Here is a 26,443-nt window from a genome sequence, read left to right as displayed (position 1 = left end):
CAGATATGTCGATATTGTATGATGAGGGCCAGCAGGCGATCGCGACCGAAACGCGCCGGGTCCTCGAAGCGCGGATCGACAAGGACGCGCTTCTGCCGCTGCTCGAGACGACCGGCACCTATCATGAAGGTTTCTGGAGCATGGCAAAGGAACAGGGCTGGACCGCGCTGGCCCTGCCCGAGGATCACGGCGGGCTGGGGCTCGGCCTGGTCGAGCTGGGGCTGGTCGCGCACCAGGCCGGCCGCACGCTCAGCGGCGCCCCTTTCCTGACCTCGGGCTTCGGCGCCGCCAAGGCGATCGAACTTTTCGGGAGCGATGCGCAGAAAGCGCGCTGGCTGCCCGGCCTTGCGAGCGGCGAGACCATCGGCGCGATCGCTTTCGCATCGGGCGCGAACGCGTTGCCCGCGCGGCCGGACATCGGCTTCGACGCCGATCGTCTCGACGGCCGCATCGGCGGCGTAACTGCGGGCTCGATCGCCGATATCGCCTTGGTCTATGCGGAGGGGGCCGATGGACCGGTACTGGTCGTCGCCGAACTCGCCAATGTCGGGCGCGGCATCGTGCAGGGCTTCGACAACAGCCGCTGCATCGCCGATCTCCACTTCGAGGACACGCCCGCCGAAGCCCTGGCCGTCGCCGGTTCGGCGCGCGATGCCGCGCTCCACGTCCTCGCGCTCCAGGCGGTGATCACCGCGCACGAACAGACCGGCGGCGCCGAGGCGCTGATGGAAGTCGCACGCGACTATGCGATCACGCGGCGCGCATTCGGGCAGGTGATCGGCGCCTTCCAGTCGGTCAAGCACCGCATCGCCGAACTCTACGGCCTCGTCGAACTGGCGCGTGCCAACTGCATTCATGCCGCCTCGCGCGAGGGCGAAGACGATTTCATCACCGCCGCGGCGGCGGCGCGGCTGTCGGCGACCGAGGCCTATGACACCGCGGCGCGCGACTGCATCCAGATCCATGGCGGCATAGGCGTGACCTGGGAAATCGGCCTGCACCTCCATATGCGCCGCGCGCGCAGCCTTGCGATCGAACAGGGCAACAGCCTGTTCTGGGAAGACATAGTTGTCGATGGCCTGACGGGAGAAAAGGCATGAGCGACCTCGAAGCCTATCGCGCCAGGGCGGCAGCCTGGCTCGAAACGATGGCGCCCGAATTCGGCCGCGACGCGCGGCGCGGCCTTTCCGAGGCCGACGATCTCGCATGCGCCCGCCGGTATCAGAAGGCCAAATATGAAGCGGGCTTTGCCGGGATCAACTGGCCCGTCGAATTTGGCGGCCAGGGGCTCGGCCATCTCGAGAAGGTGACCTTCGACAGCGAAGAAATGAAGCATGGCTTTCCGAGCCACTATTTCGGCATCTCGCTCGGCATGCCGGTGCCGATCCTGATGCAGTTCGGCGAAGACAAGGCGTTTGTGAAAGAGCGCGTACTCAAGGCCCTGAAGGGCGAGGAAATCTGGTGCCAGCTCTTTTCCGAGCCCGCGGGCGGCTCCGATCTCGCGGGGCTGCGCACCAAGGCGGAACCCGACGGCAACGGCTGGAAACTCAACGGGCAGAAGGTCTGGACGAGCTGGGCCCAATATAGCGACTATGGCGTCATCGTCGCGCGCACCGACCCCAATGTGCCCAAGCACAAGGGCCTGACTTATTTCTGGGTCGACATGAAGGCGCCCGGCGTCACCGTGCGCCCGATCAAGCTTGCCGGCGGCGACAGCCACGTCAACGAGGTGTTCTTCGACGAGGTGAAGATCGGCGACGACCATCGCATGTCGCCGGTCGGCGGCGGCTTTGCCGTCGCGATGGCGACGCTGATGATCGAACGCTATGTCGCGACCGACAGCGGGGGCTTCGGTCCGCATCTCGACCTCTTCGTCGCGCTTGCAAAAGCCATCGAGATCAACGGCAGGCCTGCGATCGAGGACGGCCGCATCCGGCAGCAGATTGCGCGCAACTATGCGATGCGCAGCGGGCTCGATGCGATCACCGCGCGTGCGATGGCGATGATGCAGGCCGGAATGACCCCCGGCCCCGAGGGCTCGCTCAACAAGCTCGTGTCGGTGCGCTCGCGCCAGAAATTGTCCGAGCTCGCGATCGATCTCCAGGGCTCGGGCGGATTCGCCTTCGACGACCATGCCGCTCCGAAGGAAAACTGGACCGCGAGCTGGATCAATGCCCCGACCGGCCGCATCGCGGGCGGCGCCGACGAGATGCTGCTCAACACCATCGCCGAGAAGATTCTCGGCCTTCCCCAGGACCATCGCCCCGACAAGGGCGTCCCCTTCAACCAGATCCCTGCCTGATCCAAGGAGCCACGCCATGACCGAAGCCTATATCATCGACGCCGTTCGCACTCCGCGCGGGATCGGCAAGCCCGGCAAGGGCGCGCTGTCGCATCTTCATCCGCAGCATCTCGCCGCGACGGTGCTCGGCGCGATCCGCGACCGCAACAATCTCGACACCGCGACGGTCGACGACATCATCTGGTCGACCTCGACCCAGAAGGGCAAGCAGGGCGGCGATCTCGGCCGGATGGCGGCGCTGTCGGCGGGTTATGACACCAAGGCAAGTGGCACCACCCTCGACCGCTTCTGCGGCGGCGGGATCAGCTCGGTCAACTTCGCGGCGGCGAGCGTGATGAGCGGGATGGAAGATTGCGTCATCGCCGGCGGCACCGAGATGATGAGCTACACGGCGACCCTCGCCGCCGAAGAGGCCAATGCGGGTATCAAGCCGCTCGGCATGGGCTCGGGTCACGAAGCGCTCGACGCGATCCATCCGCAGTCGCACCAGGGCGTGTGCGGCGACGCGATCGCGGCGAAGGAAGGCATCAGCCGCGAAGCGGTCGATGCGCTCGCGCTCGAAAGCCAGAAGCGCGCCGCGCGTGCCATCGCCGAGGGCCGGTTCGACAAATCGGTGGTCGCGGTCCACAACCCCGACGGCAGCATCGCGCTCGATCGCGAAGAATTTCCGCGCCCCGAAACCACGGCCGAAGGACTTGCCGGCCTCAAGGCGAGCTTCGGCGCGCTGAAGGACTTCGATCTCGGCGATGGCGTCACGTTCGCAAAGCAAATCCAGCGCGTCTACCCCGGCCTCGAATGGGAAGGCGTCCATCATGCCGGCAACAGCTCGGGGGTCGTCGACGGTGCCGCGGCGGTCCTGCTGACGTCGAAGGATTATGCCGAGAAACATGGACTGAAGCCCCGCGCGCGCGTTGTCGCCTATGCCAATATCGGCGACGATCCGACGCTGATGCTCAACGCACCGGTGCCAGCGGCGAAGAAGGTGCTCGAAAAGGCCGGCCTCACCAAGGACGATATCGACGTCTGGGAAATCAACGAAGCGTTTGCGGTGGTCGCAGAGAAGTTCATTCGCGACCTCGATCTCGACCGCGCGAAGGTCAACATCAACGGCGGCGCGATGGCGCTCGGCCATCCGATCGGCGCTACCGGCTCGATCCTGATCGGAACCGCGCTCGACGAACTCGAACGCTCGGGCGGCCGCTATGGACTCGTTACCATGTGCGCGGCGGGCGGCATGGCGCCGGCGATCATCATCGAAAGGATCTGACGAGCCGGTTCATCGTCAATTCGGCCGGGCAACGGGATGCGGCGACCGGCCGCGTCCCGTTGCCGCGGTACGATGGCGCCGGCGCACGAGGCGGCCGCCGGTTCAACCGGCAGCCAGCGAATTCCGCATTCGTTCGGCCATTTGCAAAAAGCGCGCGGCGATCGGCCGGCAATGCGTCTTCGATGCATAGATCAGCGTCTCGATCCGTAGGGTCAGATCGACGAAGGGGATGATCGCCTTTCCCTCTTCGACGATCCGGTGCGGGCAGGCCTGCATCCAGCGCAGCACCGGCAGCCGGCGAATATCGGCGAAATGCTCCATCGAGGGCCGATGCGCTTCGGGCGCGAGGACGAGCTTCGCGCCTTCCCGCACGAGCCGGCCCGATATTTCGGCGCGCACCAGCGGATCCTGCTGCGACGGCGAATAGACGATTTCGAGCCCCAGCAGATCGCGCGCCTCGATCCCGTCCCGTGCGAATAGCCGGTGGCCCGTGGGAACGAGCAGATGCGCATAGCGCTTGGGAAGCTTCACGCTTCGAAAATCGGGTTCGAAATGCGAGGTGGGCGCCGCCATCATCGCGAGGTCGAGCCGACCGGTCCGGATACCGGCGAATAATTCGGTGCGCGATCCGAACACCACTTCGATCCGCGCCGAAGGATATTCGGCATGGAACATATCCATCAGCTCCATCCGGAAGCTGATGAGAAAATCATATGTGCCGAGGACCAGAAGATTGGCGGTCTCATCGTGCAAATTCCTGGCGGCATTGCGGGCCGCGCTTTCCGCGTCGACCACTGCCTGAGCGAAGGGAAGCAGCGCCCGGCCCTGATGGGTCAGCTCCACCGAACGCGACGTACGCTCGAAGATGCGAAGGCCCAGCTGTTCCTCGATGCGGCGAACCCGCTTCGACACCACCGACTGGGCGAGCCCCATCCGCTCGGCGGTGGCCGAAAAGGAGCGAGTCTCCGCCACGCCCAGCACGCAAAGAATATGATCCAGTTCGAGCATGCAACCTCGCTTACCAAGTAAGCCATCTCAATCTGGAATAGATGACCATCCCTTTCGTCAATGATCCCCCTTTCCGCGCGCGATAGGCTCGCGATCAACGATAAAAATGATGGGAGAGGCTCGCGCATGACCGCAGAGCGCGCCGGCAGCAGGCCGCATACGCTCGTCGAGCCCGTCGACGAGGAAAGTGTCGCGCGGTGGTGGCGTGAGCTGGTGAAACGGCACCCGCAAGCGGTCGCGCTCCGAACCCTTGAAGGCGACATCGCCCTTGCCGAACTCGACCGGCGATCCGCGAAGCTCGCGCAGGCTCTTCTCCTCTGCGGCCATGGCAAGGGCAGCCGCATCGCGATGCTGATGGCAAACGGGCCCGACTGGATCATCGCCTGGATCGCGACCCAGCGGATCGGCGCGCTTTGCATCTTCCTGAGCAGCTTCTTCGCCGAGAGCGAGCTGCTGCATGCCCTGCGGCACTCCGATGCCCAGCTCCTGCTGCTCGAGCCGTCCTATCTTCACCATGATTATGCGGCGCGGCTCGAAGCCGCCCTCCCCGACCTCGCAGCGTGCGACAACACCGCCCCGCTTCTCCCCGCCGACGCCCCCTATGGGAGACGGTCGCCGTGACGCTGGCCGAGACCATGGCGGACTGCGACCACTATAGTATCGATAGCACCACCGTTCGCGCCCACGTCTCGGCAGCGGGCGGAAAAGGGGGACTCATCGACGCGCTCTTGGCCGCTCGCGGGGCGGGTTCACCAGTAAGCTTCACTGCCTGGCTGATGCCCTCGGACGACCGCTCGCCTTCCATCTAACGGTCGGTGAAGCGGCGGACTGCAAAGCCTATGATGCGCTCATAGGTTTGCCCGAGCGCGCACCTGACGCTTTGCTCGCCGACAAGGGCTACGACGCCGATGCCATCCGTACCGACCTCGCCGCACGGAATATCGAAGCCGTCATTCCCGGACGTTCAAACCGCCGCGTGAAGATCGAACACAACCGGACGCTCTACAAGCAACGCAACCGGATCGAGCGCATGTTCGGCCACATCAAGATCAACCGCGCCATCGCCACGCGCTACGACCAGCTTGCCAACAGCTTCCTCGGCATGGTCCATATCGCCACCGCCAGATACTGGCTTAAATTTGTCCACGCCGCCTAGGTTCGAGCCCTAGTGCGTCCACCATTTTCCAGACAATTGATAGGAAATTAACCCGCCCGTCGCGGGCTGGCTTGTAGTCTGTTCCGAATGGGCAACGGCAAGCATTAGGTTCCTCGGCGCGGGCAAGGAGCCTTCATTGTCGGTTGCCAAGTTTGACCGGGTGCCGGCGCGCGATATCGTCCGAACGCCGCCGGTAGAGCTATAAACCGAACACCGATTTCCCGACGTAGCCCTCTCCGCATATATTGCTCCGGCGACGATCCGGGCGCTGAACGCTAGCCTTCGCTTTCGCTGATGTCCTCGAGCAGATCGGCGTCGAGGACGCGTACGCGCCCCTGTTCGAGGGCGATGATCCCCGATTCCTCCCAGCTGCGGAGCTGGCGGTTGATATGTTCGCGGCTCATGCCAGCGAAATTGCCAAGTTCGGTCTGGCTGAGTTCGACCTTATGCTCGGCATCGACGCTGTCCTTGCGGATCAGGCGCTTGAGGTAGCGCGCCAGGCGCGGTCCCGAGGCATAGGCGCGATCGCTTTCGATCGTCTGGTCGGCGGTGCGCAGGCGGCGCGCAAGCTGCTGGAGCAGCGACCAGGCGAAGTCGGGATGGCTGGCGGCGAAATCGCGCATCGCGTTGCGGCCGAGTTGCAGCGCGCTGCCGGCGCTGGTCGCGACGACCGACGCGGTGCGTTCGCCGCCGTCGAGCAACGCGATCTCGCCCAGGACGGCACCCGGCTCGGCATAGGCCAGCACGATCTCGCGCCCGCCCGCGGTCAGCATCGACACGCGCGCGGTGCCTTCGGTCAGGATCAGCATGATGTCGCCGGGATCGCCCTGGACGAGCAGTTCCTTGCCCTTCGCAAAGTTGATCTGCACCGCGCGGCTGGCGATATCGGACCAGTCCTCCAGCGACAGGCCGGAAAAGATGCTGTCAGGCCCCTGAAGCTCGGCGAGTTTCGCGTGATCCATGGGCCCCCTTCCCCTGTTGATCCGTCAGACGAGCCGGCTCTGCTTTACCGCGGCCTCGATGAATCCCTTGAACAGCGGATGCGGATCGAAGGGCTTCGACTTCAGTTCAGGGTGAAACTGCACCCCGATGAACCACGGATGGTCCGGACGTTCGACGATTTCGGGTAACATGCCATCGGGCGACATGCCAGAAAAGACGAGACCGCCGCTTTCGAGCCGGTCGCGATAGGCTCCGTTGACTTCGTAACGGTGGCGGTGACGCTCGCTGATGTCGTTCGCGCCATAGATGGTCGCGACATGGCTGTTGGGCGACAGCTTCGCCTCATAGGCGCCAAGCCGCATCGTCCCCCCAAGATCGGTGTTCGCGCCGCGCTTCTGCAGCCCCTCGGCGCTCATCCATTCGGTGATCAGGCCGACGACGGGTTCGTCGGTCGGGCCGAATTCGGTGCTCGAGGCTTTCTCGATCCCGCTCGTATTCCGCGCCGCCTCGATGCACGCCATCTGCATGCCGAGGCAGATGCCGAAGAAGGGGACGCCGCGCTCGCGCGCGAATTTGACGCTCTCGATCTTGCCTTCCGAACCGCGCTCGCCGAAACCGCCGGGCACGAGGATGCCGTGCATCGGCTCGAGCTGCGCGGCGAGATCGTCGCCACGTTCGAACATTTCGGCGTCGAGCCAGCGGATATTGACCTTCACCCGGTTCGCCATGCCGCCATGCGCCAGCGCCTCGTTGAGCGATTTATAGGCATCGGGCAGCGACACATATTTGCCGACCACGCCGATCGTCACCTCGCCTTCGGGGTGCCGCTTGCGGTCCATGATGTCGTACCAGGCGGTCAGGTCGGGTTCGCGCACGTCGTGCAGGCCAAACGCGCGCAGCACTTCGCTGTCCAGCCCTTCGCCATGATATTGCACCGGCACCGAATAGATCGAGTCGGCGTCGAGCGCCGGAATCACCGCTTCCTTCCGCACGTTGCAGAATTGCGCGATCTTCGCACGCTCGCCCTCGGGCAGCGGCTTTTCGCAGCGGCAGAGCAGGATGTCGGGCTGGACGCCGAGCGAAGCGAGTTCGCGGACGCTGTGCTGCGTCGGCTTGGTCTTCAATTCGCCCGCGGCGGCAATATACGGAACCAGCGTGACATGCACCGACAGCGTCTTGTCGCGCCCCTCTTCATTGCGAAGCTGGCGGATCGCTTCGATGAACGGCAGCGATTCGATATCGCCGACGGTGCCGCCGATCTCGCACAGCACGAAATCGAGATCGTCGGTTTCGGCGCGCGCGAAGGCCTTGATCGCGTCGGTGACGTGCGGGACGACCTGCACGGTGGCGCCCAGATAGTCGCCGCGGCGCTCCTTGGTGATGATGTCGCGATAGATACGGCCAGAGGTGACATTGTCGCTCTGCCGCGCGGCAACGCCGGTAAAGCGTTCATAATGGCCGAGATCGAGGTCGGTTTCGGCCCCGTCGTCGGTCACATAGACCTCGCCGTGCTGATAGGGCGACATCGTGCCCGGATCGACGTTGAGATAGGGATCGAATTTCCGAATGCGGACGCGATAACCCCGCGCCTGCAACAGAGCCGCAAGGCTAGCCGCCATCAAACCTTTGCCAAGGGAGGAGACCACGCCGCCGGTGATAAAAATGAACCGCGCCATGGGAGGAAAGACTTACTCAAAGGGTGGGTGACGGCGCAAGCCGTCGAATCGCATCCCGCGGAAAAAATTCCGCAGCATGCGGGGACGAAGCTGGAAGCCGGAGCTTCCGGTTATTACTTGGCGGGAGCCTGCTCGGCCGGAGCGTTCTGATTTGCAGCGGCGGCGGCGGCGGCAAGCGGATCGTCGCTTACCGGCGCGGCCGGAGCACCTTGAGCGGGCTGCTGCGCCGGGCCGGTCAGCGGCGCTGCGCCCCCGCTCGGCTGCTGCGCGGTCTTCGACAGCGAGGTATCGAGCGCCGTGGTCCCGGCGCTGCCGACCGACGCCATGGCGGCCAGAACGATCGAAAGGCCGACGAACAGCGTCGCCAGCACGGTCGTCGCGCGGGTCATGAAGTCTGCGGCGCCGCGGGCCGAGAGCAGGCCTGCCGGGCTACCGCCGACACCCAGGCCGCCACCTTCCGACTTCTGCATCAGGATGACGCCGATCATCGCGGCGGCGACGAGCGCCTGAACGACGAGCAGAAAGGTAAAGAGGCTGGACATCGAATTTTCCCGAAAGCGTTGGTTGGCGCCGGATGGGCCGTGCTTGCGGCGCACATAGAGACGAAGCGCCTCCGCTTCAACCCACAGCGTGCGCCGCGCGTCAGCCGAGCGTCGCCGCCGCCGCGACGATCGGCAGGAATTTCTCCGCGGTCAGGCTCGCCCCGCCGACAAGCGCGCCATCGACGTCGCCCGCGCCGAGCAGTTCGGCGGCATTGTCGCCGTTGACCGAACCGCCATAGAGCAGCCGCATCGCCGCCGCCGCCTCGGCGCCGACCTGCGCATCGAGCTGCGCGCGGATCGCGCCGTGCATCGCGGCGACATCGCCGACGGTCGGCACCAGCCCGGTGCCGATCGCCCAGATGGGTTCATAGGCGATAGCGAGCCGCGCCGGATCGAATTCGGTGGGCAGCGACCCCGCGACCTGCGCCAGCACATAGTCGATCGCGCCGCCCGATTCGCGCACGCCGCGCGGTTCACCGACGCACAGGATCACCGCAAGCCCGGCCGCCAGCGCCGCCTCGGCCTTGGCCCGGACATCGGCGTCGCTCTCGCCGAACCCCTCGCGGCGTTCGCTATGGCCGACGATGACGAGTGCGGCCCCGGCATCGGCCAGCATCGGCGCTGACACCGATCCCGTGTAGGCGCCCGCTGCCGCGCTGTGGCAATCCTGTCCGCCGACTGCGCCCTCGGGCGTTGCCGTCGCCATCGTGGCCACCAGCGTAAAGGGCGGGCACAGCGCGACATCGACCGCGCCATGCGCACGCGCGCCGTCGAAAATCGCCCGCGCCTCACCGATCGATGCCGCAAGACCATTCATCTTCCAGTTGCCGACCACATATTTGCGCCGCGCCATCGTTTCCTCTCCTGCGATCGAGCCGTTGCGCCGAGCCCTAGCGGCGGTGGGGATCGAAAGGCAAGCCGCGCCGCGCCCCGGCGAGAAAAGGGGCTTTCCCGCCTTGATGCCCGCCGCCTCCCCGCCTAAAGCAACGCCGAAACCGCGCGCAATGCGCCACGCCGAAAGAAACGCTCCTCCATGATTACCGCAATCCGTCGCCTTTTCGGATCCCGGCTGGGCAAGGCCCTCGCATTGGGCTTCGTCATCCTCATCGGCGTCGGCTTTGCGCTTGCCGATGTGACGGGCAATTCAAGCTTCGGTGGCCTCGGCGGCGCCAATGTCGCGCGGGTGGGCAAGGAAAATATCGGCATCGGCGAACTGCGCGAGCGCGTTCGCAACGCCTATAATCAGGCGCGCCAGCAGCAGCCGACGCTGACCATGGCCGGTTTCGTCGAATCGGGCGCGGTCGATCAGGTGCTCGACCAGATGATCGACGGGCTGGCGTTCGAACAATTCGCCGACAAGCTGGGCTTTGGCGTCAGCAAGCGCCAGATCGACGGACGCATTGCCGATATCCCCGCTTTCGCCGGCGTGTCGGGCAAGTTCGACCAGACCCGCTACGAAGCCTTTCTGCGCGAGAATAATCTGAGCGAGGCGCAGGTGCGGACCGAGATCAAACAGCAATTGCTGCTCGAACAGCTGGGCGCGCCGATCGGCAAATTGCCGACGATCGCGCCGGGCGTCGCGCAGCCCTATGCCGCGCTGCTGCTCGAAAAGCGCGCCGGTCAGGCCGTCTATATCCCCTCTGCGCCCTTTGCGCCGACCGCCGACCCCGGCGATGCCGCGCTCAAGACCTTCCTGTCGCAGAACAAATCCAAATTCACCGTGCCCGAACGCCGCGTGCTGCAATATGCGCTGTTCGACCGTAGCGCCGTCCCGGTTCCGGCGGTCACCGACGCCGAAATCGCCGCCGCTTACAAGGCCAATGCCGCCCAATATGCAGCGAGCGAGACGCGGCGCTTTGCGCAGGTCATCGCGCCCGATCAGGCGACCGCCAACAGCATCGCGGCGAAGGCCCGCGGCGGCGCCACATTGTCGGCGGCGGCGCAGGGTTCGGGCCTTGCCGCTTCGACGACCGGCGAACAGACGCTCGCTGCCTTCACCGCTGCGACGTCGGACACCATCGCCAAGGCGGCCTTTGCCGCCAAGCGCGGCGAAATCGTCGGGCCGCTGCAGACCGGGCTTGGCTGGACCGTGCTGCGTGTTGAGGATGTGATTGCCAAGCCCGCGCGCACGCTGGCCGATGCTGCCCCCGAAATTCGCGAGGAACTGGCGAAGAACAAGGCCAATGAAGCGATCGTCGATTATTACAACCAGGTCCAGGACGCCGTGAACAGCGGTGCGTCGATCGAGGAGATCGCCGCAGACCGCAAGCTGAAGCTGGTCCAGACGCCCGCCATCCTGCCGAGCGGCCGTGCGCCGAACGAACCCGGCTTTGCCCTGCCCCCGGAACTGGCGCCGATGGTCGGTCAGGCCTTCCAGGTCGCCGGCGAAGGCGAATCGCAGCTGGCAACGCTGGTCGAGAATGAAAAATTCGCCGTCTATGCGGTGAAATCGGTCGTCGCCGCGGCACCGCCGCCCTTCGCCCAGATCCGCAGCGCCCTGCTCGCCGAATGGCGCCTGTCCGAAGGCCAGAAGGTCGCGCGCGACAAGGCCCGGGCGATCGTGAAGTCGGTCGAAGGCGGCAAGAGCCTCGCCGATGCGACGCGCGCCGCCGGTCCCAATCTGGGCAATGTCCAGACCATCGGCGGACTGCGCAGCGACATGGGCCGGGACGGCAAGCCGGTGCCGCCCGAACTCGCCCTGCTCTTCTCGATGGCCAAGGGCAGCGTCAAGACGCTCGAAATCCCCGGCAACCGCGGCTGGATGGTCCTGTCGCTGACCGAGGTGAACCGCCCCGATCCCAAGCAGATCGAACCCGCGCGCGTCGCCGCGATGGCGCAGCCGCTGTCGCAGGCCTTCGGCAACGAACTGGTCGAACAGCTCGCCGCCGAGGCGAAGCGCCGCGTCGGCGTGAAGATCAACAAGGATCTCGTCACCCAGCTCACCAGGGAGCTGACCGGCGCGTCGCCGGTCGGCGAATAACCCCGGTGGCGCTCGAAGGCAGGGCCGCCGCGCTCGAAGCGTTGGCCGCGGGGCGCGGCGCCGTCGTCTGGCAACGGATGATCGCCGACGTCGAAACCCCGGTTTCGGCTGCGCTCAAGCTTATCGAGCCCGGACGCGGCGACTGGGTCCTTGAATCGGTCGAAAGCGGCGAGACGCGCGGACGCTACAGCCTGATCGGCCTTGACCCCGACCTGCTCTTCGAAGTCACCGGCGACACGGCGCGGATCAACCGCGACTGGCGCCACGACCGCGAGGCCTTTCGCCCGGTCGAGGCGGGGGCGCTGCAAGCGCTACGCGATCTGGTCGCCGAATGTCGCTTCGACGTTCCCGAAGCGCTGCCGAAGGCGCTCGCAACGCTCGTCGGCTTCTTCGCTTATGAAACGATCGGCCTCGTCGAGCGCATCCCGCGCGCCGCGGGGGCGGGTCTGAACCTGCCCGACATGGTGTTCGTGCGCCCGACGACGATCCTCGTCTTCGACCGCTTGGCCGACGAGCTGTTCCTGATCGCGCCGATCTGGCCCGATCCCGACGCGCCGATCGACCGGATGATCGACGGCGCGCAGGACCGTCTCGACACGATCGCCGCCCGCCTGTCGAGCGCGAGCGCGCATGGCGCCAAGGCAGAGACCGCGCTGCTTCCCGATATGGTCGCGGCGCATCCGGCGACGACGCCCGAACGCTTCGCCGAAATGGTCGCGGCGGCGAAAGAATATATCGCGGCGGGCGACATATTTCAGGTGGTGCTGTCGCAGCGTTTCTCGACGCCCTTCGACCTGCCGCCCTTCGATCTCTACCGGGCGTTGCGGCGCATCAACCCATCGCCCTTCCTCTATTTTCTCGACCTGCCGGGCTTTGCGCTGATCGGTTCGTCGCCCGAGATATTGGTGCGCGTGCGCGATGGCGAGATCACCATTCGCCCGATCGCGGGCACGCGTCCGCGCGGCCGGACCAGCGCCGAAGACGCCGAAAATCGCGAAAGCCTGCTCGCCGATCCCAAGGAGCGCGCCGAGCATCTGATGCTGCTCGACCTCGGCCGCAACGACGTCGGCCGCGCCGCGGTCGGCGGCAGCGTGACCGTCACCGACAGCTATAGCGTCGAATTCTACAGCCACGTCATGCACATCGTGTCGAACGTCATCGGCCGCATCGCGCCCGACAAGGATGCGATCGACGCGCTGTTCGCGGGCTTTCCGGCCGGAACCGTCAGCGGCGCGCCCAAGGTGCGCGCGTGCCAGATCATCGCCGAACTCGAGGCCGAAGCGCGCGGGCCCTATGCCGGCGGCGTCGGCTATTTCGCGCCCGACGGCAATATGGACAGCTGCATCGTGCTGCGTACCGCGATCGTGCAGGACGGAACGATGTATGCGCAGGCCGGCGCGGGCATCGTCGCCGACAGCGATCCCGCCTATGAACAGCGCGAATGCGAGGCCAAGGCCGGCGCCCTGTTCGCCGCCGCGCGCGAGGCGGTGAAGCTGGCCGGCACGCCAGGTTACGGACAATAGCTTGACCGGCGGGTGCGGTGCGTTAGCGTCGCGCTCATGCTGAAACGCCTCCTCCCGCTCGCCCTGCTGCTCGCCGCTTTTCCCGCTCAGGCCCAGATGGTCGAGGGGGCAACCGACGGCGATGCAATACTGAAGGATTTCACCTTCCGTTCGGGCGAAAAGCTACCCGAACTCAGGATGCATTATACGACGCTCGGCAAGCCGCAGCGCGACGCGAGCGGCGCAATCGTCAATGCGGTGATGATCCTCCACGGCACCGGCGGAACCGGCAAACAATTTCTCCAGCCGCAATTTGCGGGCGAATTATTCGGTCCCGGCCAGCCGCTCGACACCGCAAAATATTACGTCATCCTGCCCGACAATATCGGTCATGGCGGATCGTCGAAGCCGAGCGACGGGATGCGCATGGCGTTTCCCAGATATGACTATGACGACATGGTGGCCGCGCAGCACCGGCTGCTGACCGAAAAGCTGGGAATCGGCGAGCTCCAACTCATCCTCGGCACCTCGATGGGGTGCATGCACGCCTTTGTCTGGGGTGAAAGCTGGCCTGGCTTTGCCAAGCGGCTCGCGCCTTTCGCTTGCCTGCCCGTCGAAATTGCCGGCGAAAACCGGATGTGGCGCACGCTGATTATCGACGCGATCAAGGCCGACCCGGCGTGGAACGGCGGCAATTACACGCAGGAGCCCGCCGCGGGTCTGCGGACCGCCGCCTCGATCGGCCTGATTGCGGGATCGAACCCCTATGCGCTGCAGGCGCAATATCCGACGCGCGCCGCCGCCGAAGCCTATAAGGATGCCGCCTTTGCGCGCAGCTACGGCCGCAACGATGCCAATGACGTTATTTATCAGTTCGATGCGTCGCGAACCTATAATCCCTGGGCGGATCTCGAAAAGATCGACGTGCCCCTTTTGTGGGTCAATTCGGCCGACGATTTCATCAATCCGCCGGGCTATGGCATCGCCGAACAGGCGGCAGCACGCATGCCCAGGGCGCGTTATGTCCTGATCCCCGCGTCGCCCGAAACCAAGGGGCATGGCACGCATAGCTGGGCAAAATTCTGGAAGGACGATCTGGCAAAGCTGATGGCGGAATAAAGCCCGCTTTGGGGCCGCCGAAGCTTCTATCCCTTCCCCCCGCCGCGCAAAAGCATTAGGACCGCGCCATGATCCTGGTCATCGACAATTACGACAGCTTCACCTTCAACCTCGTTCATTATCTGATCGAGCTCGGTGCCGAGGTGCGCGTCGTGCGCAACGACGATCTGACCGCTGCCGAGGCACTGGCGACCGGCGCGGAAGCAATGCTGATCTCGCCGGGGCCCTGTACGCCGAACGAAGCCGGGATCAGTCTCGACCTCGTCGCTGCCTGCGCCGCCGCTCGGCGGCCGCTGCTCGGCGTCTGCCTGGGGCATCAGGCGATCGGCCAGCATTTCGGCGCGACCGTCCAGCGCGGTCATCTGATGCACGGCAAGACCTCGCCCGTCTGCCACGACGGCACGGGGCTGTTCGCCGGCCTGCCCTCACCCTTCACCGCGACCCGCTATCACAGCCTAGAGGTCGTCGACATTCCCGACTGCCTCGCGATCAATGCGACGAGCGACGATGGCGCGGTGATGGGGTTCCGGCACGTCGACCTGCCGATCCACAGCGTGCAATTCCACCCCGAAAGCATCGCGACCGAGCATGGTCACGCAATGCTCGCCAATTTCATGAGCATCGCCGGGCTGCCGGTTCGCGCCCGCCAGGCGGCATGAGCCGCTTCGGTCCCTTTCCCGACCCGACGGGACAACTCGCGCCCGATGAGGCGGCGCACGCCTTTGCGACGATGCTCGATGGCGGCGGCAGCGACGAGGAGGTCGCGGCCTTTCTGGTTGCGCTGTCCGACCGCGGCGAAACGACGGTCGAAATCGCCGCCGCGGCGCAGGCGATGCGAGCCCGGCTGATCCCGATCGCCGCGCCCGAGGGCGCCATCGACGTCTGCGGCACCGGCGGCGACGGCCACCACACGCTCAACGTCTCCACCGCCGTATCGCTGGTGGTTGCAGCATGCGAAGTGCCCGTTGCAAAGCACGGAAATCGCGCCGCTTCGTCGAAAGCCGGCGCGGCCGACACGCTCGAGGCGCTCGGCCTCGACATGGCGCGCGCGGGCCGGATGGCGGAGGCGCAGCTCGCCGACCTTGGCATCTGTTTCCTGTTCGCGACGAACCACCATCCCGCGATGGCGCGCATCCAGCCGATCCGCAAAGCGATAGGCCGCCGCACCATCTTCAACCTGATGGGGCCGCTCGCCAATCCGGCCCGCGTCACGCGCCAGCTCGTCGGCATCGCGCGTCCCGCCTATGTCCCTGTCTATGCCGGCGCGCTGCACCAGCTTGGCACCGATCATTCGCGGGTCGTATCGGGCGACGAGGGGCTCGACGAACTGTCGCTCGCGGGCGGCAACGAGATTGCGGTGGTCACACGCGCCGGGGTGCAGATGCAGCGCAGCAGCGCCGCAGACGCCGGACTGCCGACGCATCCGATCGCGGCGATCCGTGGCGGTGACGCAAGCTATAATGCCAAGGCGCTGCGCGCGCTGCTCCAGGGGGAAACCGGCGCCTATCGCGATGCCGTTCTCTACAATGCCGCCGAAGCGCTCATGGTCGCGGGCGCGGTCGACACGCTGGCGGAGGGGGTCGAGGAGGCCGCCGAAGCCATCGACAAGGGGCTCGCCAACGCGCTGCTCAACTGCTGGATCGCGTATAAATGAACAAGCTCACCCAGATCCTCGAAACCAAGGCCGGCGAAGTCGCCGTGCGCCGTGCGCAGCGCACGCTCGCCGATCTCGATGCCGTCGACGCCGGGCCGGTGCGCGGCTTCGCCGCCGCGCTGCGCCGCAAGATCGACGAAGGCGGCTATGGCCTGATTGCCGAAGTCAAGAAAGCATCACCGTCCAAAGGGCTGATCCGCGAAGATTTTTCCCCTGCCGACCATGCCCGCGCCTATGCGGCGGGGGGCGCCGCCTGCCTGTCGGTGCTGACCGACGCCCCCTATTTTCAGGGGCATGAGGATTATCTGATCGCCGCGCGCGCTGCCTGCCCGCTGCCCGTGCTGCGCAAGGATTTCATGATCGATCCGTGGCAGGTCGCCGAAGCACGCGCGATCGGCGCCGACGCGATCCTGATCATCGTCGCGGCGCTGGATGATGGCGCGATGCGCGAGATCGAGGCGGCGGCGGTCGAACGCGGCATGGATGTGCTGGTCGAAGTGCATGACGAGGCCGAACTCGACCGCGCGTTGACGCAGCTCAGGTCGCGGCTCATCGGCGTCAACAACCGCGACTTGCGCAGCTTCGAAACCGATCTCGGCGTCACCGAACGGCTGGCGAAGCTCGTGCCCGTCGGCACCCTGCTCGTCGGCGAAAGCGGTATCGCGAGCCACGCCGATTGCGCGCGGCTCGCGCGGAGCGGCGTTCGCGCCTTTCTGGTCGGGGAAAGCCTGATGCGCCACGCCGATGTCGAAGCGGCGACCAGGGCGCTGCTGCTCGGCTAAGGTCCTAAGTCTAAGCTTCGCGCGCGGGCAGGCTCAAGGTGAAACGGGCGCCCTGGCCGGGGGCGCTGTCGACGGTGAGGTCGCCGTCCATCGCGCGGGCCAGGCGGCGCGCGATATAGAGGCCTAGCCCCGAACCGCCGCTGTCGGTGCGGCCAAGCCGTTCGAATTTTTCGAACACCACCGCCTGCTGGTCGGTGGCAATCCCCTGCCCCTGATCGGCGACCGTCACCATCGCGCGGTCGCCCTCGCGGTCGACGCGAATCCAGATTTGCGACTGTTCGGGCGAATAGCGGATCGCATTGCCGAGCAGATTGAGCAGCACCTGAAGCACGCGGCGGAACTCGCCATAGGCGGGCATCCGGTCGTCGGTACGCGGCGCGTCGATACGGATGCCCTTTTCCTCCGCTTTCATGCCGAGCAGGCCGACTGCGCGGCGCGCTAGGTCGCCAAGGTCGATTTCATCGCGCGCCGCCTTGAACCCCGGACGTTCGATATTCTGCAAGTCGGCAAGATCATCGACCAGTCCCAGCAAATGCCGGCCTGCATGCGCGATATCGCCGGCATAACGGGCATAGTCGGCGCGGATCGGGCCGTCGAACTGACCATGGATCGTCTCCGCGGTCGCGATGATGCGGCTGAGCGGCCCACGCAGCGCACCGTCGATCCGGCGCCCGAATTGCGGGTCGGACAGCGGCAGCGAGCCAAAGGCGGGATCGATGGTGCCGGATGTCGGCGCAGCGCCCGTCGTTTCGGGATCGCGCACCGCAATGCCGCGAAAACCGGTAAAGCCCCCCGTCGCGTCGAACAGCGCCTCGCCCGCCACGGTCATCGTCAGCGGCGTGCCGCCGATCTCGACGCGCACGCGCTGCCCCTCGAAGCTTGCCTGCCGCGCGAGCGCGCGCAGCACGGCAAAGCGCCCGTCGGCATCGGGTTGAAGCTCGAACAATTCGGACAGCGACCGCCCCTCCCAACCGGCGGGGATCGACGGAGCCTCCGCCCCGGCGCGCAGCGCCACGACGCGCAGATGCTGGTCGCATTCCCACGCCCATCCGTGCGGCACAATCCCCACGTCGGCGACCGGCGGCGTCTGCGGCATCACGACCGGGCGCGTGCGCCAGTCGCTGATCTCGATCGTCGCGCCATCGGCATCGGGCGCGATGCGTACCAGCGCGTGAATGTCGCTATGATCGTCGGCGGTATAGAGCGGCCGGCTGATGTCGCGCTGAAGCCGCTGCGCAAGTGCGACGAGCCGCGCGAGTTGCGGCAGCGCGAGCGGACGGCCAAGGCCCGCCCCGGCGCGCTGTTGCAGGCGGAGCAGCGACGGATCGGCGCTGACGAGCGCTCCGCCAGCATCGACGCGGCCGCGAATGATGCGTTCGCCGCTCATGCCGTGGCCCCCGAACCGGCATCATCGCCAGCCAGCGCCCGCGCCGGCAGCATCGCCAGCGACGCCTCAAGCGGCGCCAGCGCAGCCGAATCGAGCCGCAACGGTGCAAGAAGGACCGGCAACGCGGCCGCCTCGGCAGTAATCAGCGCCAGTGCCATGTCGGCATAACGCCGTTTGCCCGCCGCCGCGGCAAGCGCAACAAGCGTCGTCCAGTCGTGCCGCGCGATGGCTCCCGCCGCCACCGCGGACAAATCTCCATTCGCGATCAGTATGGCGTGGTAAGCCTTTGCCTCGGCGTCGATTCCCGTTGCACTCTGCTGTGCCTCGCCGGTGGTTCGTACCGCGTCGCCGAGCGCCGCCGCGCGATTGCCGTCGCCCTTGTCCCGCGCCAGCCACCACGCCGCAATATCAAGCAGCAGCGCGCGAAGCAGGTCCGGATCGAGATCGGCGACCGCGATCGCCGGGTTTCCGAGCGCGTCAAAGCGGCGCCGGTCGGCAATCCGCAGCGCAAGAAAGGCCCGATCGGTATCGCTGAGCTCGCTTTCGCCGGCGGCCGGCGGACCGTCGGCGGTTTCGGCTGTGCCCGGCGACACCGTCGGCGCACTCTGCGCCGACTGCTGCCGCCAGCGATGTTCTTCCCCGCGCGCGAAACAGGCCGGAGCCAAGCGCTCGGCCGAGGGGATTCCGCCCGCGAGCCAGTCGTCCCACAGCGCCGTAACATCGATCCCGACATCCAGTTCGGCCGCCAGCGTCGTGACGAGCCGCCGGGCAATTCCCAGCGACAGCGCGCGCTGTTCCTCGGTCAGATGCCCCGCGGTCGGCGCCGCCAGATAGGCCGCCAGTTCGCGCAGCCGCGCCGACAGCGTCGGCGACGGCAGATCGGGACCGGTCGAGGGGAAGGATTCAGCCATGCACGCTCGCGGATAGCAGCATGTCGTTAATAGGCATTAAACCTTGAAGGCCTTTGTTCTACTTGGCTTCCGGTCGCCGCGCGAGGCGCATCCAGAGCAAAATCTGGAACAGCGCCAACAGCGGCAGGATCGCGAACATCAGCGGCGCCACGCCGAAAACCAACGCCGGCGCGAGCATGATCCATGCCTGATCGGCGTCGGGAAGCAGCCAGTGAAAGCGGCGCTTTTCGCCCGCATCTTCATAGAGCAGGCGCGCGAGCAGGATCGTCGCGGCAAGGCATGGCGCAAGCGCCGCTTCCGAAAAGCGCGGCATCGCGTGCGCCGCCCCGCCGAGCGAGAGCAGCCAGGGAAAAGCCGCCAGCAACAGCCACGCAAAACTGCGGATGATCGCGCGTACCCGGTCGTGCGCCGCGCTCTGGGCGCGAAAGGAGGCGAGAAAGCGCATCGCGGCGAGGCAGAGGCCGCCAAGCACGGCGACCAGCGCGCCCGCCGCCGCCAGCCCGCTTGCGGCGAGCAGCGCAACGCCGATCCAGAGCAGCGCGGTGACATAGGGCAGATAGCGCGCGGTTTTCGGCGATCGCACGAGCAGCGGCCCCGCAAGCCGGATCAACGGCATCATGATCGCCGAGCGGCCGAGCCCCATGCCGCCATAATCGACCTGCTGCAGGCTCGATTGCTCGATCAGCGCCGCGGTCGGCCGGTCGGCGACGATCGCGATGTCGCCCTGCTCAAACAGCGCGGGTTCGCAATAGAGGCGGCGCGCGCCGGTCTGCACCGCCATCCGCAGCAGCGTCAGCATTACGTCCCATTCGCCGGGCATATTGGCCAGATCGCGCACCATCGCGTCCGAAATACAGGCAAGCCCGCCCCAGCGCCGGGTCGCGTCGATGCGTTCGAACCCCTGCGTCAGCAGCGTGTCGGCGGTGACGAGGATCGCCGGCGAACCCGGCTTGGCAATCGCCGCATAATGGGCGCTGCCCGCACGCAAACCGTCGGCGACCAGGATGATGCGATCGTCGCCCTCGACCAGCGCCATCAGGTCGCTCGCCTCGCGCACCGGCGTCACCTTCATCCCGCGGCGGCGGATACGGTCGCATGTCGCCAGCAGATCGGCCGGCACCGCCGCGACGGCCACGGCGATATGCGTAACCCCGACGTCGGCAAGCCGCGCCGCCTGCCGCTCGATCAGCGTCTCGCCCGCAATCGCGACGAGCGCGCGCAGTCCGCCGTCGGGCAGCATTTCGCTGGCGCCGACCAGCGCGATCAAGGCCATCGGCGCCCCCCATTTGCAGCACAGATCATCGCCGCCGACCTTTAGGCGCGAAGGACCGATTGGCAAGCGATCATCTTCCGAACCGCCGTCATGACGTCATCCTTCCCGCCCCGCGCAAAAGCCTTGCCGAGCCGGGAAAAAATCGCGCCGAAAGCGACCGAATCGCTGGCAAAGACGCCGGTCATGGGCTAGGCCCGAAGCATCTCCCGATAGCGCAACAGAAGGCCGGGCTTTGACCGAAGAAAATACGCATTTGCCGCCGTCCGACGACGGCATTTCGCCGATCAACATCGTCGACGAAATGAAGACGTCTTACCTCGATTACGCGATGAGCGTGATCGTCAGCCGCGCGCTGCCCGACGTGCGCGACGGGTTGAAGCCGGTGCATCGCCGCATCCTCTACGCGGCGCAGGAAGGCGGCTTCATTCCCGGCCGCCCGTACAAGAAATCGGCGAAGATCGTCGGCGACGTCATGGGTAACTACCACCCGCACGGCGACAGCGCGATTTATGACGCTCTCGCCCGCATGACGCAGGACTGGTCGCTCCGCGTGCCGCTGATCGACGGCCAGGGCAATTTTGGTTCGATGGACCCTGATCCGCCGGCGTCGATGCGCTATACCGAAGCGCGCCTTGCCAAGACCGCGATGGTGCTGCTGAACGACCTCGACAAGGATACCGTCGACTTCCAGCCCAATTATGACGCGAGCCGCGACGAGCCGACGGTGCTCCCGGCGCGTTTCCCGAACCTGCTCGTCAACGGCGCGGGCGGCATTGCGGTCGGCATGGCGACCAACATCCCGCCGCACAACCTTGGCGAAGTCGTCGATGCGACGCTCGCGATGATCGACCGCCAGCTCGAGGGCGGCCCGGACATCACCCTCGAAGAACTGATGGCGATCGTCCCCGGCCCCGATTTCCCGACCGGCGCGATGATGCTCGGCCAGGGCGGCGCACGCAACGCCTATGCCACCGGCCGCGGCTCGATCATGATGCGCGCTACGCACATCATCGAGGAAGGCAGGAACGACCGCCAATCGATTGTTCTGACGTCCATTCCTTTTCAGGTCGGCAAGTCCGGACTCGTCGAGAAGATCGCGGAGGCGGCGCGCGACAAGCGCATCGAGGGCGTCGCCGACATTCGCGACGAATCGAACCGCGAGGGCGTGCGCGTCGTTATCGAGCTGAAGCGCGACGCCACCGCCGAGGTCGTCCTGAACCAGCTCTGGCGCCACACCCCGGCGCAGTCGAGCTTCCCCGCGAACATGCTCGCGATCCGTGGCGGCCGCCCCGAAATGATGGGGCTGAAGGATATTCTTTCGGCCTTCATCGCCTTCCGCGAAGAGGTCATCACCCGCCGCTGCAAATTCGAACTCGCCAAGGCGCGCGACCGCGCGCACATCTTGCTCGGCCTTGTCGTCGCGGTCAGTAATCTCGACGAGGTTGTGCGCATCATCCGCGGCTCGAACTCGCCCGCTGCGGCCCGCGAAGCGCTGCTCGCGCGCGAATGGCCGATCGGCGAGATCGCGCCCTATATCCGCCTCGTCGAAGCGATCGAGGGCGAGATGGAGGACACCGCGACCTATCGTCTTTCCGAAATACAGGTGAAGGCGATTCTCGACCTGCGCCTGCATCGTCTGACCGCGCTCGGTCGCGACGAAATCGGCAAGGAACTCGGCGAGTTGGCGAGCGAGATTGAGGAACTGCTTTCGATCCTCGCCGACCGCGTCAAACTCTATGGCGTGATGCGTGAAGAGCTGGTCGCGGTGCGCGACGAATTCGCCACCCCGCGCAAGACGCTGGTTGCCCCCGCCGCCGATGGCATCGACGACGAGGATCTGATCGAGCGCGAGGAGATGGTCGTTACCGTCACCCTCGACGGCTATATCAAGCGCACCCCGCTCGACACCTTCCGCGCCCAGCGTCGCGGCGGTAAGGGCCGCGCCGGCATGGCGACGAAGGACGAAGATGTCGTCACCGAATTGTTCGTCACCTCGACGCATACGCCGGTGCTGTTCTTCTCCACCGCGGGCAAGGTCTATCGCATGAAGGTATGGCGCCTGCCCGAAGGCGGGCCGGCCACGCGCGGCCGCCCGATGATCAACCTGCTCCCGCTCGCGCAGGGCGAGACGATCTCGACCGTCCTCCCCTTGCCCGAGGACGAGGGCGAATGGGGCAAGCTCCACGTCATGTTCGCGACCGCGAAGGGTAGCGTGCGTCGCAACAGCATGGACGCCTTCACCAACGTGCCCTCGAACGGCAAGATCGCGATGAAGTTCGAAGGCGATGACGAAGACGATCGCTTGATCGGCGTCGCGCTGCTCGACGAAAGCGACGATGTGCTGCTCGCGACGCGGCAGGGCAAGGCGATCCGCTTCGCCGGTGACGATGTACGCGAATTCCAGAGCCGCAATTCGACCGGCGTGCGCGGTATGCGCCTCGCCGACGGCGACGAGGTGATCTCGCTCTCGATCCTCCACCGCGTCGGCACCAGCAGCGAGGAGCGCGAAGCCTATCTGCGCGCGGCCCCGTGGAAGGACAATGAAAACGCGCCGACGCTGCCGGCCGACCGGATGGAGGAGCTCGCCGCACGCGAACAGTTCATCCTGACGATCTGCGCCAACGGCTATGGCAAGCTGTCCTCCGCCTATGAATATCGCCGCACCGGCCGCGGCGGCCAGGGGATCACCAATATCGACAATATCGGCCGTAATGGCCCCGTCGTGGCAAGCTTCCCGGCGACGCAGGCACATCAACTGATGCTGGTGACCGATCAGGCGAAGCTCATTCGCATGGGACTCGGCAGCCTGCGCGTCATCGGCCGCGGATCGGCGGGCGTGCGCCTGTTCGACGTTGCCAAGGACGAACATGTCGTGTCGGCGGCGCTGATCGAGGATAGCGAGGACGAAGCGCTCGATCCGGCAGACGTCGCGGCAGAAACCGCAGAAGCGGTCGATGGGGCCGCCGACGCGGGACCGGACAGCGCCGGCGAATGACCGCCGGCACCGCCTTCAAGGTGCTGACCGCCGACCAGTGGATGGATTTCGAGCGCGAAGGCCTGTTCCACGGCGCCCCCGTGGACCATGCCGACGGCTATATCCACATGTCGACCGCCGAGCAGCTTGCGGAAACGCTCGCCAAACATTTTGCCGGTCAGCAGGGGCTGGTGATCGCCGAGGTCGACCTTGCGCAGCTCGGCAAGGCGGTGCGCTGGGAAGAATCGCGCGGCGGGCAGCTTTTCCCGCATCTGTACGGTACGTTGCCGATGACGGCGGTCATCCGGGTCGAGAGCCGCGACTGACGGCAGCGTCCGCGGCGAGCCTCAGGCCATACCGCGCGCCAGGTCGAGCCGCGATGCGTCGCCCACCTGGCTGCCGCCATCGCAGTCGAGGATCGTTCCGGTGATATAGCTCGCGGCGGGCGAGCAGAGGAAAACCGCCGATTCGGCGACCTCCGAAACCTTGCCCCAGCGCTTCATCGCGATGCGGGCATAATGCGCCTCGCGCGTCGCATCGTCGGGGGCGAGCCGCTTCATGCCCTCGGTGTCGGCGATCGGTCCCGGCGAGATGCCGTTGACGCGGACATCGGGGCCCCATTCGAGCGCCAGCACCCGGACGAGCTGGTTGATTCCCGCCTTCGCCGCACAGGCATGCGCCTGCAGCGCCGAGGCATTGACCGCCTGCCCCGCGGTGATCGCGATCAGCGAGGCACCCGGCGTGTTGAGTAAATCGTGGCAGCCGCGAAACACGTTGAAGGTGCCGTTGAGATCGATATCGACCACGGTGCGAAAGGCGTTGGCCGACATGCCGAGCACGGGCGCGAGGAAATTGCCTGCGGCGCCCGATATGACGATGTCCATCGGGCCGAACTTGTTTGCGACCGTCTCCATCACCCCGCGAATCGCGCCATAATCGCGCACATCGCCCGACAGCCCGATCGCGTCATGGCCGATTTCGTCGGCGGCGCGGCGCGCCTTGTCGGGATCACGCCCCGCGACGGCAACGCGCGCGCCCAGTTCGGCAAAACGCTTGGCAATGCCGAGGTTGATGCCGCTCGTACCGCCCGCGACGAAAGCGGTCTTGCCGGCGAGCAGATTGTCGCGAAAACTGGTCATGGCCTCACTCTTCCCTTCGCTGTTTCAGCGCTTTCGCCTCGCGCCGCCGGCCCATGCGGGGTTGACGGATCGGATTCGGTCGCCTTTTGAAACGCAACCAGACAGCAAGGATGATCAGATGGCAAGTGGCCCCACGTCGCACTCCTACATCTCGCAGCGGTTGAAGCTGCACTATGTCGATTGGGGCAATGCCGACGCGCCGCCCCTGCTGCTCGTCCATGGCGGGCGCGATCATTGCCGCAACTGGGACTGGGTCGCCGAAAAGCTGCGCGATCGCTATCATGTCATCGCGCCGGACCTGCGCGGCCATGGCGACAGCGCCTGGTCGCCCGACGGCAATTACGACATGGACGCCTTCGTCTATGATCTGGCGCAGCTCATCCACCAGCTCGACCTGTCGCCGGTGACGATCGTGTCGCATTCGATGGGCGGCAATGTCGCATTGCGCTACACCGGGCTCTATCCGGACACCGTATCCAAGCTCGTCGCGATCGAGGGGCTTGGCCCGTCACCCAAGCTGATCGCCGAACGCGCGGCGACGCCCGTCGCCGACCGGTTCCGCAAATGGATCGACGACAAACGACAGGCGGCGGGCCGTTCGCCGCGCCGATACCCGACGCTCGACGATGCGCTGGCGCGGATGATGGGCGAAAATGCCTATCTGACACCCGAACAGGCGCGTCACCTGACCATCCACGGCATCAGCCGGAACGAGGATGGAACGTGGAGCTGGAAGTTCGACAATTATCTCAACATCTGGTCGGTTTTCGATCTGTCGCACGATGAAATCGCATCGCTGTGGGCCGAAATCACCTGCCCGACGCTGCTCCTCTATGGCGCCAACAGCTGGGCGTCGAACCCCGCGAAGGACGGCCGGATCGCGCATTTCAAGTCCGCGCAGGTGATCGAGTTCGAAAACGCCGGCCACTGGCTGCACCATGACCAGTTCGACCGGTTCATGTCCACGCTAGACGATTTCCTCTAATATCGCCTCCGAAGGCGCGCGATGGGCGCGCGCCGGGACCGGGCAATGGCATATAGCGGACAGCTTCCGGCGCGGCAGCGCGCTCTGGCAGGCGGCGGTGCGGCCCTGGCTGCGCTGCTGGTCGGCGCCGCGCTGGTCAGCAGCCTCGACATCGCGGTGATCCGCAAGGCCGGCGAGGCGATCAGCGCCATCGCGCTCCCCGCACCGAAACCCCCGCCGACACCGGCAACCCCCGCCCCGGCACATGCGGCGAGCGGCAAGGCGTCGGCGGCGAACCGCTTTGCCAAGGCCGCGGCTGTCGCGGCGCCCAAGCCCCTGGTCGTCCCGCCCGCACCGCCTCCGGTCGCGGCGGCGCCAACGCCCGGCAGCGGCAACGATTCATCGGCGGGCGCGACCCCCACGCCCGGCGCCGGATCGGGCGCTGGCGGACGCGGCGACGGCACCGGGGCCGGCGGCGCAGGCAGCGGTACCGGCGGCGGCACGCGCGCCGTCTGGCGCAGCGGAACGATCGAAGACGATGACTATCCCCGAGAGGCGCGCCGCGCGCATATCGGCGGCGTCGTCGAAGTGCGCTTCACCATCGAAGCGAGCGGCCGGGTCAGCGGATGCCGGGTCAGCCGATCGAGCGGCGATGCCTCGCTCGATTCGACCACCTGTCGGCTGATCGAGACGCGCTTCCGCTTCCGGCCAGCGACCAATGCGCGCGGCGAACCCGTCGCCAGCCCCTATGGCTGGCGGCAGAGCTGGTGGCTCGAGCCGCGGCGCTAGACCCCGCCCCGCAGGCATAGCCACGCCCCGATCATTGCCGCGCGCTGCGACAAAGTTACGACATTATCGCGAACGA

The 26,443-nt window shown here is 66.4% G+C and carries 23 protein-coding genes and 1 pseudogene; 15 read left to right on the top strand and 9 right to left on the bottom strand.

The features are described 5' to 3' along the window. Nucleotides 1–5 precede the first annotated feature (5 nt). From ATE59_RS05150 to ATE59_RS05140, 3 genes are read left to right on the top strand one after another with little or no spacing between them, the layout of a single operon-like run. A complete protein-coding gene (locus ATE59_RS05150; RefSeq protein WP_058811434.1) occupies nucleotides 6–1,100 on the top strand; it encodes an acyl-CoA dehydrogenase family protein in 1,095 nt (364 codons plus the stop codon). After that, nucleotides 1,097–2,302, top strand: a complete 1,206-nt coding sequence (locus tag ATE59_RS05145; protein ID WP_058811433.1) for an acyl-CoA dehydrogenase family protein — start codon at nucleotides 1,097–1,099, stop codon at nucleotides 2,300–2,302. Before ATE59_RS05150 ends, ATE59_RS05145 begins: the two co-directional genes overlap by 4 nt. A 16-nt stretch (nucleotides 2,303–2,318) precedes the next feature. Then, nucleotides 2,319–3,569 carry an acetyl-CoA C-acetyltransferase gene (locus ATE59_RS05140; protein ID WP_058811432.1) on the top strand — a complete coding sequence of 417 codons (1,251 nt, stop codon included), beginning with the start codon at nucleotides 2,319–2,321 and terminating at the stop codon, nucleotides 3,567–3,569. A 102-nt stretch (nucleotides 3,570–3,671) separates the two neighbouring features. Here ATE59_RS05140 and ATE59_RS05135 read toward each other — a convergent pair whose 3' ends face one another. Next, nucleotides 3,672–4,577, bottom strand: coding sequence for a LysR family transcriptional regulator (locus tag ATE59_RS05135; RefSeq protein ID WP_058811431.1), 906 nt, complete (start codon nucleotides 4,575–4,577; stop codon nucleotides 3,672–3,674). Between the two features lie 126 nt (nucleotides 4,578–4,703). Here ATE59_RS05135 and ATE59_RS05130 point away from each other — a divergent pair, with 126 nt between their 5' ends. Together ATE59_RS05130 and ATE59_RS05120 are read left to right on the top strand one after the other, a co-directional pair. After that, nucleotides 4,704–5,198, top strand: coding sequence for an AMP-binding protein (locus ATE59_RS05130; protein ID WP_197409132.1), 495 nt, complete (start codon nucleotides 4,704–4,706; stop codon nucleotides 5,196–5,198). 82 nt (nucleotides 5,199–5,280) lie between these two features. Then, nucleotides 5,281–5,733, top strand: a pseudogene (locus ATE59_RS05120) (IS5 family transposase); the annotation flags it as partial. Nucleotides 5,734–6,008: 275 nt separating this feature from the next. On the opposite strand, the gene ATE59_RS05115 reads toward ATE59_RS05120, so the two are convergent. From ATE59_RS05115 to tpiA, 4 genes are all read right to left on the bottom strand, one after another. Next, nucleotides 6,009–6,695 (bottom strand): Crp/Fnr family transcriptional regulator, encoded by a 687-nt coding sequence (locus tag ATE59_RS05115; protein ID WP_003043848.1) that lies wholly within the window; start codon nucleotides 6,693–6,695, stop codon nucleotides 6,009–6,011. 24 nt (nucleotides 6,696–6,719) lie between these two features. Next, nucleotides 6,720–8,351: a CTP synthase gene (locus tag ATE59_RS05110; protein ID WP_040589978.1), complete on the bottom strand. Its 1,632-nt coding sequence runs from the start codon at nucleotides 8,349–8,351 to the stop codon at nucleotides 6,720–6,722. Nucleotides 8,352–8,464: 113 nt separating this feature from the next. Next, nucleotides 8,465–8,893: a preprotein translocase subunit SecG gene (gene secG / locus ATE59_RS05105; RefSeq protein WP_058811427.1), complete on the bottom strand. Its 429-nt coding sequence runs from the start codon at nucleotides 8,891–8,893 to the stop codon at nucleotides 8,465–8,467. Between the two features lie 100 nt (nucleotides 8,894–8,993). Then, nucleotides 8,994–9,746 (bottom strand): triose-phosphate isomerase, encoded by a 753-nt coding sequence (gene tpiA / locus ATE59_RS05100; protein WP_058811426.1) that lies wholly within the window; start codon nucleotides 9,744–9,746, stop codon nucleotides 8,994–8,996. Nucleotides 9,747–9,926: 180 nt separating this feature from the next. Between tpiA and ATE59_RS05095 the strand changes: the two genes are divergently transcribed. The 6 genes from ATE59_RS05095 (at nucleotide 9,927) to trpC (ending at nucleotide 16,930) form a co-directional block, all read left to right on the top strand. Next, entirely contained in the window at nucleotides 9,927–11,873 is a 1,947-nt protein-coding gene (locus ATE59_RS05095; RefSeq protein ID WP_058811425.1) for a peptidylprolyl isomerase, read from the top strand. A 5-nt stretch (nucleotides 11,874–11,878) separates the two neighbouring features. Beyond that, entirely contained in the window at nucleotides 11,879–13,396 is a 1,518-nt protein-coding gene (trpE, locus tag ATE59_RS05090; RefSeq protein WP_058811424.1) for an anthranilate synthase component I, read from the top strand. 36 nt (nucleotides 13,397–13,432) lie between these two features. Further along, the gene (locus tag ATE59_RS05085) at nucleotides 13,433–14,494 is read left to right on the top strand and encodes an alpha/beta fold hydrolase (protein WP_058811423.1); all 1,062 of its coding nucleotides are present in this window, start codon (nucleotides 13,433–13,435) and stop codon (nucleotides 14,492–14,494) included. A 68-nt stretch (nucleotides 14,495–14,562) separates the two neighbouring features. After that, on the top strand, nucleotides 14,563–15,153 hold the full coding sequence (locus ATE59_RS05080; protein WP_058811422.1) for an anthranilate synthase component II: 591 nt from the start codon (nucleotides 14,563–14,565) through the stop codon (nucleotides 15,151–15,153). Further along, the gene (gene trpD, locus ATE59_RS05075; protein WP_058811421.1) at nucleotides 15,150–16,148 is read left to right on the top strand and encodes an anthranilate phosphoribosyltransferase; all 999 of its coding nucleotides are present in this window, start codon (nucleotides 15,150–15,152) and stop codon (nucleotides 16,146–16,148) included. The genes ATE59_RS05080 and trpD overlap by 4 nt, the downstream gene beginning before the upstream one ends. Next, nucleotides 16,145–16,930, top strand: a complete 786-nt coding sequence (gene trpC, locus ATE59_RS05070; RefSeq protein WP_058811420.1) for an indole-3-glycerol phosphate synthase TrpC — start codon at nucleotides 16,145–16,147, stop codon at nucleotides 16,928–16,930. The genes trpD and trpC overlap by 4 nt, the downstream gene beginning before the upstream one ends. 10 nt (nucleotides 16,931–16,940) lie before the next feature. Here the strand turns inward: trpC and ATE59_RS05065 are convergent, their stop codons facing one another. Genes ATE59_RS05065 through ATE59_RS05055 form a run of 3 tightly spaced genes read right to left on the bottom strand, consistent with a single transcriptional unit; the run spans nucleotide 16,941 to nucleotide 20,501 of the window. Next, complete coding sequence (locus ATE59_RS05065; RefSeq protein WP_058811419.1) at nucleotides 16,941–18,317, bottom strand: sensor histidine kinase; 1,377 nt, start codon at nucleotides 18,315–18,317, stop codon at nucleotides 16,941–16,943. Next, nucleotides 18,314–19,228, bottom strand: a complete 915-nt coding sequence (locus ATE59_RS05060) for a hypothetical protein (protein WP_058811418.1) — start codon at nucleotides 19,226–19,228, stop codon at nucleotides 18,314–18,316. Before ATE59_RS05060 ends, ATE59_RS05065 begins: the two co-directional genes overlap by 4 nt. Before the next feature lie 58 nt (nucleotides 19,229–19,286). Then, nucleotides 19,287–20,501 (bottom strand): hypothetical protein, encoded by a 1,215-nt coding sequence (locus ATE59_RS05055; protein ID WP_003043882.1) that lies wholly within the window; start codon nucleotides 20,499–20,501, stop codon nucleotides 19,287–19,289. A 301-nt stretch (nucleotides 20,502–20,802) separates the two neighbouring features. Between ATE59_RS05055 and gyrA the strand changes: the two genes are divergently transcribed. Beyond that, entirely contained in the window at nucleotides 20,803–23,496 is a 2,694-nt protein-coding gene (gyrA, locus tag ATE59_RS05050) for a DNA gyrase subunit A (protein ID WP_231737204.1), read from the top strand. Next, nucleotides 23,493–23,801: a DUF952 domain-containing protein gene (locus ATE59_RS05045; RefSeq protein WP_058811416.1), complete on the top strand. Its 309-nt coding sequence runs from the start codon at nucleotides 23,493–23,495 to the stop codon at nucleotides 23,799–23,801. Before gyrA ends, ATE59_RS05045 begins: the two co-directional genes overlap by 4 nt. A gap of 21 nt (nucleotides 23,802–23,822) precedes the next feature. On the opposite strand, the gene ATE59_RS05040 is transcribed toward ATE59_RS05045, so the two are convergent. After that, nucleotides 23,823–24,614 carry an SDR family oxidoreductase gene (locus ATE59_RS05040; RefSeq protein WP_058811415.1) on the bottom strand — a complete coding sequence of 264 codons (792 nt, stop codon included), beginning with the start codon at nucleotides 24,612–24,614 and terminating at the stop codon, nucleotides 23,823–23,825. A gap of 118 nt (nucleotides 24,615–24,732) precedes the next feature. On the opposite strand from ATE59_RS05040, the gene ATE59_RS05035 reads away from it, so the two are divergent. Beyond that, nucleotides 24,733–25,599: an alpha/beta fold hydrolase gene (locus ATE59_RS05035; RefSeq protein WP_058811872.1), complete on the top strand. Its 867-nt coding sequence runs from the start codon at nucleotides 24,733–24,735 to the stop codon at nucleotides 25,597–25,599. A 45-nt stretch (nucleotides 25,600–25,644) separates the two neighbouring features. Next, on the top strand, nucleotides 25,645–26,367 hold the full coding sequence (locus ATE59_RS05030) for an energy transducer TonB (protein WP_231737186.1): 723 nt from the start codon (nucleotides 25,645–25,647) through the stop codon (nucleotides 26,365–26,367). Nucleotides 26,368–26,443: the final 76 nt, after the last annotated feature.

Source organism: Sphingopyxis sp. A083, from assembly GCF_001468495.1.
Lineage (GTDB): Bacteria > Pseudomonadota > Alphaproteobacteria > Sphingomonadales > Sphingomonadaceae > Sphingopyxis > Sphingopyxis terrae.
Note: the sequence above shows the minus strand (reverse complement) of the source record. Positions and strands in the feature narration are given on the sequence as shown.

Bases quoted from the DNA above. Each gene is read 5' to 3' on its own strand.
- ATE59_RS05150 (WP_058811434.1), top strand. From the start codon at position 6: ATGTCGATATTGTATGATGAGGGCCAGCAGGCGATCGCGACCGAAACG.
- ATE59_RS05145 (WP_058811433.1), top strand. From the start codon at position 1,097: ATGAGCGACCTCGAAGCCTATCGCGCCAGGGCGGCAGCCTGGCTCGAA.
- ATE59_RS05140 (WP_058811432.1), top strand. From the start codon at position 2,319: ATGACCGAAGCCTATATCATCGACGCCGTTCGCACTCCGCGCGGGATC.
- ATE59_RS05135 (WP_058811431.1), bottom strand. From the start codon at position 4,577: ATGCTCGAACTGGATCATATTCTTTGCGTGCTGGGCGTGGCGGAGACT.
- ATE59_RS05130 (WP_197409132.1), top strand. From the start codon at position 4,704: ATGACCGCAGAGCGCGCCGGCAGCAGGCCGCATACGCTCGTCGAGCCC.
- ATE59_RS05115 (WP_003043848.1), bottom strand. From the start codon at position 6,695: ATGGATCACGCGAAACTCGCCGAGCTTCAGGGGCCTGACAGCATCTTT.
- ATE59_RS05110 (WP_040589978.1), bottom strand. From the start codon at position 8,351: ATGGCGCGGTTCATTTTTATCACCGGCGGCGTGGTCTCCTCCCTTGGC.
- secG (WP_058811427.1), bottom strand. From the start codon at position 8,893: ATGTCCAGCCTCTTTACCTTTCTGCTCGTCGTTCAGGCGCTCGTCGCC.
- tpiA (WP_058811426.1), bottom strand. From the start codon at position 9,746: ATGGCGCGGCGCAAATATGTGGTCGGCAACTGGAAGATGAATGGTCTT.
- ATE59_RS05095 (WP_058811425.1), top strand. From the start codon at position 9,927: ATGATTACCGCAATCCGTCGCCTTTTCGGATCCCGGCTGGGCAAGGCC.
- ATE59_RS05085 (WP_058811423.1), top strand. From the start codon at position 13,433: ATGCTGAAACGCCTCCTCCCGCTCGCCCTGCTGCTCGCCGCTTTTCCC.
- ATE59_RS05080 (WP_058811422.1), top strand. From the start codon at position 14,563: ATGATCCTGGTCATCGACAATTACGACAGCTTCACCTTCAACCTCGTT.
- trpD (WP_058811421.1), top strand. From the start codon at position 15,150: ATGAGCCGCTTCGGTCCCTTTCCCGACCCGACGGGACAACTCGCGCCC.
- trpC (WP_058811420.1), top strand. From the start codon at position 16,145: ATGAACAAGCTCACCCAGATCCTCGAAACCAAGGCCGGCGAAGTCGCC.
- ATE59_RS05065 (WP_058811419.1), bottom strand. From the start codon at position 18,317: ATGAGCGGCGAACGCATCATTCGCGGCCGCGTCGATGCTGGCGGAGCG.
- ATE59_RS05060 (WP_058811418.1), bottom strand. From the start codon at position 19,228: ATGGCTGAATCCTTCCCCTCGACCGGTCCCGATCTGCCGTCGCCGACG.
- ATE59_RS05055 (WP_003043882.1), bottom strand. From the start codon at position 20,501: ATGGCCTTGATCGCGCTGGTCGGCGCCAGCGAAATGCTGCCCGACGGC.
- gyrA (WP_231737204.1), top strand. From the start codon at position 20,803: ATGAAGACGTCTTACCTCGATTACGCGATGAGCGTGATCGTCAGCCGC.
- ATE59_RS05045 (WP_058811416.1), top strand. From the start codon at position 23,493: ATGACCGCCGGCACCGCCTTCAAGGTGCTGACCGCCGACCAGTGGATG.
- ATE59_RS05040 (WP_058811415.1), bottom strand. From the start codon at position 24,614: ATGACCAGTTTTCGCGACAATCTGCTCGCCGGCAAGACCGCTTTCGTC.
- ATE59_RS05035 (WP_058811872.1), top strand. From the start codon at position 24,733: ATGGCAAGTGGCCCCACGTCGCACTCCTACATCTCGCAGCGGTTGAAG.
- ATE59_RS05030 (WP_231737186.1), top strand. From the start codon at position 25,645: ATGGCATATAGCGGACAGCTTCCGGCGCGGCAGCGCGCTCTGGCAGGC.